Source organism: Mesorhizobium sp. M2A.F.Ca.ET.037.01.1.1 (assembly GCF_003998075.1).
In the GTDB taxonomy this organism is placed as follows: domain Bacteria; phylum Pseudomonadota; class Alphaproteobacteria; order Rhizobiales; family Rhizobiaceae; genus Mesorhizobium.
This window is the reverse complement of the sequence record NZ_RZSA01000507.1, coordinates 1-4,769: the sequence shown is the minus strand read 5'-3', so window position 1 is coordinate 4,769 and position 4,769 is coordinate 1. Positions and strand designations below refer to the sequence as shown.

Annotated in this window: 5 protein-coding genes and 1 pseudogene; 2 read left to right on the top strand and 4 right to left on the bottom strand. The window is 61.9% G+C overall.

Annotated elements, in window-relative coordinates; all coding sequences use genetic code 11:
• Positions 1-359 (top strand): annotated as a pseudogene (locus EOA27_RS22665) (polyphosphate kinase 2); the annotation flags it as partial.
• A 121-nt stretch (positions 360-480) separates the two neighbouring features.
• On the opposite strand, the gene EOA27_RS22660 reads toward EOA27_RS22665, so the two are convergent.
• From EOA27_RS22660 to EOA27_RS22650, 3 genes are all read right to left on the bottom strand, one after another.
• Positions 481-1,230, bottom strand: coding sequence for an enoyl-CoA hydratase-related protein (locus tag EOA27_RS22660; protein ID WP_126079352.1), 750 nt, complete (start codon positions 1,228-1,230; stop codon positions 481-483).
• Between the two features lie 14 nt (positions 1,231-1,244).
• On the bottom strand, positions 1,245-1,883 hold the full coding sequence (locus EOA27_RS22655) for a GNAT family N-acetyltransferase (protein WP_126079353.1): 639 nt from the start codon (positions 1,881-1,883) through the stop codon (positions 1,245-1,247).
• A gap of 275 nt (positions 1,884-2,158) precedes the next feature.
• Complete coding sequence (locus tag EOA27_RS22650) at positions 2,159-2,890, bottom strand: LuxR family transcriptional regulator (protein ID WP_126064819.1); 732 nt, start codon at positions 2,888-2,890, stop codon at positions 2,159-2,161.
• 278 nt (positions 2,891-3,168) lie between these two features.
• Between EOA27_RS22650 and EOA27_RS22645 the strand changes: the two genes are divergently transcribed.
• A complete protein-coding gene (locus tag EOA27_RS22645; protein ID WP_189343263.1) occupies positions 3,169-3,990 on the top strand; it encodes a transporter substrate-binding domain-containing protein in 822 nt (273 codons plus the stop codon).
• A 15-nt stretch (positions 3,991-4,005) separates the two neighbouring features.
• On the opposite strand, the gene EOA27_RS22640 is transcribed toward EOA27_RS22645, so the two are convergent.
• Complete coding sequence (locus EOA27_RS22640; protein ID WP_126079355.1) at positions 4,006-4,419, bottom strand: tellurite resistance TerB family protein; 414 nt, start codon at positions 4,417-4,419, stop codon at positions 4,006-4,008.
• Positions 4,420-4,769 lie beyond the last annotated feature (350 nt).

Below are 4,769 nucleotides of genomic sequence, written 5' to 3'. Positions count from 1 at the left end.
TCTGCAACGAAGGCATCCATTTCTTCAAATTTTGGCTGAATATCGGTCGCGAGACCCAGCTCGAGCGGTTCCATGACCGCCGCTGGTCGCCGCTGAAGAACTGGAAGTTCTCGCCGATCGACATCGCCGGCGTCAGCAAATGGGACGAGTACACCAAGGCGCGCGACCAGATGGTCGAGCGCACGCACAAGGAATTCTCGCCCTGGATCATCGTGCGCGCCAACGACAAGCGCCGCGCCCGGCTTGCGGTGATCCAGCGTATCCTTCTGTCGCTGCCCTATGATGGCCGCGACCTGGATGCCGTCGGCAAGCCCGACAAGAAGATCATCGGCGAAGGGCCGGGGTTCCTGAAGGACTGACGCACTGTCGCCCGGAGGTGCGCGGCGGTCCCGGAAAAACGGGATACACCAATCAAGAGCATGAATTACAGCGCCGCGCGGCTTTCGGCTCGCGCGGCGCTGAGACTTTCATGCCGGCCGCTCAGGCGGCTAGGCGGGCGATCCGCTGCAGCCGCTTCAGCGTGGTGTCATCCTGAAGCGCCTGCTGGAACAGCGTGATCTCGTGGTCGATACGATCGCACAACACCGCCGTATCGCCCTTGAGAAGGCTCCGCGTCTGCAGCAATGCCGCCACCGGCTTCTTGGCGAGCTGTTTCGCCCTCGCCAGCGTTGCTTCCTCGGCGCTGCCTTCCGTCACGATCTCGCCGACAAGGCCGAGGGCCTTGGCATCCTCGACGCCGAGCGTGTCGCCCAGGCAGAAGAAGCGGAAGGCGCCCGCATAGCCGAGCTTCTGGGGCGCCAGGATGCTGGTCGCCGCGTCCGGCACCAGGCCGAAATCGACGAACGGCACCCTGAAGGTGCTGCCCTTCGAGGCGATCACCATGTCGCAGTGGAACAGGATGGTGCAGCCGACGCCGACGGCATCGCCGTCGACGCAGGCAAGCACCGGCTTGGGGAAGGTCGCCAGCATGCGGAACATGTCGGTGACCGCGGCGATCAGTTCCCGGTGCTTGGTGGCATCGAGGAACTCCGAGAAATCGCCGCCAAGGCAGAAGCATCCGGCAAGGCCGCGCAGCATGACGACGCGGACCTCGTCATTGACGGCCGCCTCGTGGAGGGTCCTGGCAAGGCTCGCATAGGCATGCCGATCTAGCACCGGCCGGCCGTCATGCGAGGACACGGTGACGACCAGTGTATGGCCGCGCAGTTCCGGTTCGGGATGGAAACTCATGATCACCTCCCGGCTCACGAAGCCTGCTTCAGGCCAAGCAGGCCCGGATAACCCCGGTTCAGCACCGGCAGGAAGTGGTTGCGGCGGGCTCGCACGACCTCGAGCGTATGCTCGGTGAAGGTGAGCAGGGTCGCGACGACCTGCTGGTTGCCATAGGTGCGCTGGTAGCCCAGCGGCTTTGCCAGGAAGTGCAGTTGCAGGGCTCTCAGCACCCACATCGGCTCGAACTCGATGATGACCTGGTTGACGTTGCGCTTCAGGCCCCATTCCACGAAGCCGGCGATCAGTTCGGTGCCGACCGTCGAGACGCCGCGCTTGCCGTCACGAAAACCCGGAGCCACCGCGTAGCGGGTCAGTTCCCACACATTCGGTCCCGAGGGGGACTGCCCCTCGCAGAGATCGGACAGCACGTCCGTCAGAAGATGCGGCCGCGTCGTCGGCAGCATGCGCTGGTAACCGGCCAGTTCGCCGTTGCGGATCACAAGATGGTGTTCGGCCTCGTCATGGTCGAACTGATCTATCTCGAGCTGGTCGGGACGGTCGAGATCGGTCCATCCCATCTCCTCGACGAAGATCTTGTAGCGCAGGCGATGGACGGCCTCCCAAAGGTCGGGGCGTTCCATCAATTCCTGAGTGGTAAGGGCAAAAAGCATTAGCCGTCTCCTGGGCTTAAGAGGATGATACGGCCGGGCTTTCCCCAAAATATTACGCGAACGCGTAGGCAAGAATTCTAGGCCAGCACGGCCGATCCGGCTAATATAGCCACGCCTAATCGCCTCCGCGACAGCCTGCACACGGTTGGCGGTGCCCAGTTTGATTTGGCGTTAAGAAATCATTAGCCCTCTCCCAAGAGGGAGATTCGGCTGCGCTTTTCTGGAAATATCACGTGATCGCGTAGGCTGAAATTTTCCAGCTCGGCACGGCCGACCTAGCTAATATAGCCACGCCTGATCGCTTCCGCGACTGCCTGCACCCGATTGGCTGCGCCGAGTTTGCTCTTGGCGTTGAGAAGATGTTTCTCGGAAGTATGTTCCGAGATGCCTAAAATTTGAGATATCTCCCATTCGGACTTGCCAACGGCCGCCCATTGCAGGCATTCCCGCTCACGTGCCGTCAATTCTATATGATCGACGACGCTGTCGGCCTTGGTGTGCAGTTGCATGGCGCGGCCGATCGCATAGGTCGACGCCAGCGAGACCATTCCGAATTCCTGGTCCGACAGTTCAACGGATTCACCGCCCAGCGAGACCATGACGATCTGGCCGTCGAGCGTCACCAACGGAAACGCAAGACCATCGCGCAGCTTGAACTGGCGCGCGTCGCCCATGACCTCGTCGCTGCTCTTGTCGATTACGGCGTTCTTGGACGCGTCCCGCCATTGGAACGGCGCCTGAAGCTGCTTCATGTGACTGACGACCGGATCGTGGTCGACATAGTTGCGCGCCACGTAGCGCTCCAGCCATTCCCCGGGCCAATCGCAAAGCATCACATGCTGTTTCTGCCGGCCGCGTGGCGTGCCAGGTTGCGGCACGGTTCCCGCCATCAGGGCGGTCAGGCCGAAATTCGAAGTGACGCCCAGCAGCCTCTCGCAAACCGCCGCCGCGGTGCCAGCATTCTGCAACTGGTCAATATATTCCAGAGTTCTGTCAAACAGGCCCATCGCAACATCTACCCCATGTTGCTTCTGCTTTTTCATTGCCGATAGTAGACGCTCGAACACCCCTTCGCCATCAACCACGGGTCGCAATGATCTCCGCAAAGCCGGTAGCTTCCCCCTTCCGGCGCGCAGGGTCGTTTGCAACGGGTTGAACCATACGCTTAATTTAACCGCTTGAAATCAAAAACCGTTGTGCCTGCATCATTTTCATACGAAAAGCCTGCGAACGGGGACGAGGGCGGAGCCATATCGTGATCTTGCGGTGGATAACTCTGGCCCTGATGTCCGCACTTGCCGGCGTATTGCCCTTTGCCGGCGCGACTCAAGGCGCGGAGCCGCAGGTGCCGGTGCTGTGGGATGCCAAGGAGCGGTTGCCGAAACCCGATCTCTCCGCTCTGCCGCGACTCAGATTCCTCACAACCACCGATTTTCCGCCCTTCAACTTCCTCGACGGCGCGGGTCGCCTGTCCGGTTTCCACATCGACCTGGCGCGGGCAATCTGCGCGGAATTGGGCGTCGCCGAGAAATGCCAGATCCAGGCCCTGCCGTGGAACGAGTTGGAGGATGCCCTGCAGAAGGGCGAGGGCGAGGCGATCATTGCCGGCATCGCGGCGACGCCAGCGAGCCGCGAGAAATACGCCTTCTCGCGCTCCTATATGCAGTTCCCGGCACGCTTCATCATGCCGAAGGCGAAGGCCTTCGCCGAGCCGATCCTCGACAAGCTGCGCAGCAAGCGGGTCGGCGTCGTCGCCGGCTCGGCGCATGAGAAAATGCTGCGCGATTACTTCAGCACCGTGCAGGTGGTGACCTTCGAAACACCGGAAGCCCTCTATGCCGATCTCAAGGCCGGCAAGGTCGACGCCGCCTTCGGCGACGGCATGCGTTTCGCCTTCTGGCTGGGCGGCTCCGACGCGGCCGGCTGCTGCCGCTTTGCTGGCGGTCCGTATCTGGCGCCGGAATATCTGGGCTCGGGCATGGCGATCGCCACCAGGGCGGGCGATCCGGCGCTGGCCGCCGCCTTCGACTATGCGCTGCAGGAAATCTCGATCAAGGGCACCTTCGCCGAGTTCTATCTGCGCTATTTTCCCGTCAGCTTCTTCTGAAGGTTGCTGCCAACGCTAAGTCAGCGTGCGTAGGCGCGCCTTGGCCGCTCGCGCTATCGCGGCCACGGTCAGCGTGTCGAGATCGAGCTTGAGGCGGATGAGCTGCAGCACCCTGACCTCCTCCATGCGCATTTCGAGATCGACGGCGGCGACCTCGAAAGCGGCGGCGTAGGCTGTATCGCGCAGCCGCTCCGGCAGCGCTTCGGCAATGCGGGCCAGCACGCCTTCCAGCCCACCCTTCTCATGCAGCGCCTTCTGGCAGGCTTGCGCCACTGGAATCAGCCTGTCCTGGTTGAAGTCGACGAAAACCGGCCAGGAACGGACGACGTCGCCGATCCGCGCCAGCTCGACATCGGTCATGTCCCGATCGGAAGCCGAGGTGATGACCATCAGGTGGATCAGGGCTTCGTGCGGCGTCAACAAAGGCATTCAAAACTCCTGGCAGCGTGCATGTCATTCCCACAAACCGCGACACACTTCTGGGTGACATGCATTTGGAAGTGAGGCTCGAACGTAGGGACGCGAGTGTGGCGCCGCAAGGAAAACCGCCGCAAATCGTTGACGCTCCGGCCCGTCGCGCCTAGAGACCGGTCGACAAATCTTATCCGCCGCAAGACGGCCATGACTGGAACTTCGATATGACGGGATCAAACATCATCGATCTCAATCCCGAGATGCTTGCCGCGGCGGCCGAGAGCAAGGCCTGGCCGTTCGAGGAAGCGAAGAAAATCATCGCCCGGTACAAGGGCAAGGATTTCCCCGAGACCGTGCTGTTCGAG

What these genes read in the sequence shown, in the direction of transcription:
- EOA27_RS22640 (WP_126079355.1), bottom strand. Translation starts at nt 4,419, where the DNA reads ATGCCTTTGTTGACGCCGCACGAAGCCCTGATCCACCTGATGGTCATC.
- EOA27_RS22650 (WP_126064819.1), bottom strand. Translation starts at nt 2,890, where the DNA reads ATGGGCCTGTTTGACAGAACTCTGGAATATATTGACCAGTTGCAGAAT.
- EOA27_RS22655 (WP_126079353.1), bottom strand. Translation starts at nt 1,883, where the DNA reads ATGCTTTTTGCCCTTACCACTCAGGAATTGATGGAACGCCCCGACCTT.
- EOA27_RS22645 (WP_189343263.1), top strand. Translation starts at nt 3,169, where the DNA reads ATGTCCGCACTTGCCGGCGTATTGCCCTTTGCCGGCGCGACTCAAGGC.
- EOA27_RS22660 (WP_126079352.1), bottom strand. Translation starts at nt 1,230, where the DNA reads ATGAGTTTCCATCCCGAACCGGAACTGCGCGGCCATACACTGGTCGTC.